Origin of the sequence: Paenibacillus forsythiae T98, from assembly GCF_000520735.1 — a bacterium.
Classification (GTDB): domain Bacteria; phylum Bacillota; class Bacilli; order Paenibacillales; family Paenibacillaceae; genus Paenibacillus_AQ; species Paenibacillus_AQ forsythiae.
In genome coordinates this window covers 1-4,658 of record NZ_ASSC01000871.1, presented here as the reverse complement: position 1 = coordinate 4,658, position 4,658 = coordinate 1, and the positions used below count along the sequence as shown (strand labels likewise).

The window sequence follows — 4,658 nt, the reverse complement described above, 5'->3', positions numbered from 1 at the left end:
CCGCCATCGTCTCCGGCTTCAGCCGGGTCTGTCCGGTCTCAAGCAAGCTTAGATCATGCAGGTTCTGCACCAACTGGTTGATGGTCCACAGGCGGTCCGAAATTTTGCCCAGATAGCGCGGGATATGCGCTGGCCGGACTTTGCCGTCGATGATCGCATCAATGAAGCCTCCGGCAATCGTCGCGGGAGTCTTCAAGTCATGCGAGATATGGGAGAACCATTTCTTCCGCCAGTTCCCGAGCCGTGTCAGTTCGTCGATTCGCTGCCGCAGCTCGTCATTCGCCTGCTTGAGCGCAAGTGTCCGTTCCTCGACCTTGTGCTCAAGCTCCTCTTGAAGCTTCGTCTGCTGCTCCATCAGCTCTCCGATTCGGGCGGACATCAGGTTAAACGACTGAAGCAGCCGGTGCACTTCCCGGATACGGGTATCCTTAAGCGTAAACCGGAACTGCCCGTTGCCCATATCGTGAAAGGCGCCGTCCAGCCGCTTGAGCGGGCGGGAAATTCTCAGCCACAGCAGAACGGCAAGCGCGGTGCAGAAGAGAAAGGAAACGATGGAGATGAGCGTCAATTGATGGAACAGATGCTTGCTTGTGCTGGCAGTAAGCTCCGAGGAGGAGCGGGTCACCCCGGCGAGCAACCGTTCCTTTGGCAACACGTAACCCAGATACCAGCCCGTGGCGGGCACTTTTTTGGCAAACAGCATTTTGGTCTGGCCGTTCAGCACCGCTTGTCCGTAGCCGTTGCCCTCCGCGAGCGCGATGAATTCCCTGGGATCAAGCTGACCGATCACTGCGGCGCCCTGACGCTGAACGGCCATTATCTGATGATCCGCGCCAAGCAGGAAGGCGAAAGCGTCGCTGCTTCTGAAATGGGCGCCCAGGACATGGGCCACAAAATCATCAACTGTCACATCTGCGGCGACGACTCCGCGAAGCGTACCGCTGCTGTCGTAGATCGGCGCCGTCGCCGTGAAGACGCGGCCATTCGGAGTGATGTCCCAATAGGGCTTCGTCCAGACCACCCTATCCTCGGAGCTTGAAATTTGCAGGGCATCCCGGTAGAAGGCGTAGCCGGTAATCGGACCCTCTCCGTTAAACAGGCGGCCATAGCCCGATTGAGCGCCGTAATACAGCGTACCGCCCAGCGGATGCATATAATACATGGCAATCATATTCGGATTACGGTCCAGCTCTCCCGCGAAAAAAGGGTTCAGATAGGTGCTGAGCGCCAAATCCCGCAGCATCGAGCGCGGAAAGGCGCTTGAAGGCTCCTTGGTCAGCTTGATGGCCCATCTGCCGTGGTCCTCGACATAAAACCCGTTTCCGAGAGAGGTAAGAGAGAGCGGCCTGCCGGGATACAGCGCGCCGCCGTCAAGGATGGCCTCGGCCTGGCTTCGGGCGGTCGTTACGGCATGCTCAACCTTGCGCATTTCGGCGTCGATGGCATAAATCTGCTCCTGCAAGTAGGACTGGTAGATCGTTACGTAATCCCGTTCCACAAGACCCGTCTGCATCTTGGCATAGGTATCAAAATGACTTCGCGTCGACTCGTTGGTCAGCCAGCCAATCAGCAGAAGCGGCACGACGGCGCTAAGCAGCATCACGCACAGCAGCTGGGCAGCCAGCGATTTAGGGGTGATTTTGTGCCAGATGAGCCTTGGAAGGTCAAATAATCGCCGCATGCTCGCAAAATTTATAGCCGACGCCGCGAATCGTTACGATTCGTTCGGGTCTGGCCGGATCGTCCTCGATTTTGCGCCGCAGGTTGCCGATATGCACCTGAAGCGTCTTGCTGCCAAGTCCCTTGCCGTACCCCCACAGCTTGTCCAGCAGCTGCTCCGCCGTCAGCACCTGTCCGGAATGATTCATGAAATAGGTGAGCAGCTGGTATTCTTTCGCGGATAATTCCAGACGCCGGCTGTGCAGATAAGCTTCATGCGCGGAGAGGTTCACCTTTAGCGATTCGGAGGCAAGTATGCTGGCCTTACCCGGCTCCTCCATCCGCCGCATAGCCATCCGGGCGCGTCTCAAATGGGCCTTGATCCGGGCGATCAGCTCAAGCGGGCTGAACGGCTTGCTCATATAATCGTCCCCGCCGACGCTGAGTCCGATGATTTTATCCATTTCCGTATATTTGCAGGTAAGAAATACGATGGGGGCATCGGTAACCGCACGAAGCTGGCGGCAGAGCTCGTAGCCTTCAATATCCGGCAGAAACACATCAAGAATGATGATTTCCGGCGAATACGCCCCCACCATCTGAAGCGCCTGTGCCCCGTTCATCGCCTGCTGGAATTGAAAACCGTCCGATACCGCGTACATTTCAACGATTTCTCCAATATCCGCTTCGTCATCGACGAGCATGATCATCTCTCCCGGCATGTCGCACCCCTCTCAATAAGCTAGTCAAACGTGATTGAAAGAATGTCAAGTTAGTTGACAATTAACGATGTGAAGTACCTGAGTCTAACTCCACTTTACCTGAATTTAATAAAAATTTGAATCATTTTTACCTGGAACACCTTAGAATCTTTACTTTGAACGAGTACCATTCGAATAGCAGGACGAACAGCCAGGCTCCACACGTTAAAATATCTGACATTAATCGGAGCTGGCCTGAGCGGACTGATCTTGAAGAATGGGGAGGATTTTTGATGAACAAGAAGATAATTCTGGCCGGAACTGCGGCGGCCGCGCTGTTTTTGACAAGCGTAATACCGGGGTCGCCGTGGAAATCCGAGGCGGCGGCGATCGTTGCGCCGAAGGTGACGTATGATCCGCTGAATCCGCTGACGGAGCAGGAGATCAGGTCGGTGTCTTATATTATCAAGCACAGCTCGAAATACAAGAAGGACATGCGTTTTACCGAGATTACGCTGAAGGAGCCGGACAAGAAGAAGGTATGGAACTGGGTGCTGCTAAACGATGCGGCGAAGAAGATGAAGGAGAACAAGCTTCCGCGTCTGGCGGCGTTCGTTATCTCCGAGCAGCGCAAGGTGTATGAAGGCGTTGTCGATCTCGATTCGAAGCGAATTGTGGAGTGGAAGGAGAACACCTCCGGCGGATACGCGATGGTGAGCTTTGCCGAAGATCCGTCCGAGGTGGTGTACAAAAATCCCGAGTTCCTGGCGGCGCTGAAGAAGCGCGGGCTGGCGGGCAAGCTCCACAAGGTGAAGCTGGTCGGGCTTACCGTAGGCTACTACGGACCGGACGACGCCGATCCCAACCGCCGTCTCTACAAATATACGGCTTATGTGGACACGGGGGACGGCAACTTTTTTACCCACCCGATCGAGAACCTGGTTGTAACCGTCGATATCGACGAGAAAAAAGTGCTTAAGGTCGAGGATGAAGGCGTCATCCCGGTGCCGATGAACGACCATGGATACCGGAAGGGCGACAAGAACAGCACGCGCGAGCCGGCCAAGCCGATCGTCATCACGCAGCCTAAAGGCGTCAATTATACGATCAAGGGGCAGGAGATCAGCTGGCAGGGCTGGAAATTCCACGTTATGCTGGACGCGCGCCGCGGTCCCGTTATTTCGGCGGCAACCTTCAATGATCATGGCAAGCAACGCAAGGTCATGTACAGCGGCGGACTTGGCGGGATGACGGTTCCGTACGGCGACCCCGGCTTGAACTGGTACTGGAAGACATATATGGATTCCGGCGAATACGGCGTCGGCAAGCTTGGCCGTCCGATGGTGCTTGGCGCGGATGTGCCGAACAATACAACCTTCATCGACGCGACGCTTAACGACGATAACGGCAATCCGTACACGTCGCCGAAGGTTATCGGGATTTTCGAGCGTTATGCCGATTCCGACTGGACGCACAGCGAGGCCGGAGTGACCGATAGCCGCGCCCGTCTTGAACTGGTCGTTCGGTTTATCTCCACGGTCGGCAACTATGATTATACGTTCGATTACGTGTTCCAGCAGAACGCGAATATCAAGATCAACGTCGGCGCATCCGGCATTGAGGCGGTGAAAGGCGCGGCGGCAACGAGCGTAAAGAGCACAGACGAGCACTATATTGACCCAAGCAATGCGGAAATCCGCAATGGCACACTTGTCGATAAGCATACGGTGGCTGTGTATCACCAGCATATTTATAATTTCCGTCTCGACATGGATGTGGACGGCGTGAAGAATACCGTACTGGAGCTTGATCCGAAGGCCGCGCCGATTGCGAACAATCCGAGCAAGAAGACGGAGATGGTGCTTGAACAGAAGACCTATCACACGGAGCTGGAGGCCGCGCAGAAGTTCGATCCGGACAAAGTCGTCCTTGTTACCAATCCGGAGAAGAAGAACAAGCTCGGTTACTTGACAGGCTACCAAATTATCGCCAACGCGGGCGGCACTCATCCTTTCGCGGAGGACCCGCTGTTCGGGGATGACGACTATCTCATCAAACGTGCGGGGTACTTGAAGAAGCATATCTGGGTAACTCCTTATTCGCCGGACGAGATCTATCCCGAGGGCAAGTACATCAACCAGAACCCGAACGATACAGGGCTGGCGGCATGGGCATCACAGGACCGGGATATTTATGAAAAAGATGATGTAGTCTGGATTACGACGGGAACGACGCATATTCCGCGTTCGGAGGAATGGCCGATGATGTCCACCGAATGGGCGTCGGCGATGCTGAAGC

Annotated in this window: 3 protein-coding genes; 1 reads left to right on the top strand and 2 read right to left on the bottom strand. The window is 55.3% G+C overall.

Annotated elements, in window-relative coordinates:
* Both L692_RS30345 and L692_RS0126280 read right to left on the bottom strand, forming a co-directional pair.
* The coding region (locus L692_RS30345) for a PDC sensor domain-containing protein (RefSeq protein WP_156940598.1) at nucleotides 1-1,681 on the bottom strand (1,681 nt) is incomplete at its 3' end.
* The gene (locus L692_RS0126280; protein ID WP_025702859.1) at nucleotides 1,665-2,381 is read right to left on the bottom strand and encodes a response regulator transcription factor; all 717 of its coding nucleotides are present in this window, start codon (nucleotides 2,379-2,381) and stop codon (nucleotides 1,665-1,667) included. The genes L692_RS0126280 and L692_RS30345, both read right to left, overlap by 17 nt.
* 272 nt (nucleotides 2,382-2,653) lie before the next feature.
* On the opposite strand from L692_RS0126280, the gene L692_RS0126275 reads away from it, so the two are divergent.
* Nucleotides 2,654-4,658, top strand: a 2,005-nt coding sequence (locus L692_RS0126275) for a copper amine oxidase (RefSeq protein ID WP_025702858.1), incomplete at its 3' end; no start/stop codon positions are given.

Coding starts and splice junctions, on each gene's coding strand:
- L692_RS0126280 (WP_025702859.1), bottom strand. CDS start 2,381: ATGCCGGGAGAGATGATCATGCTCGTCGATGACGAAGCGGATATTGGA.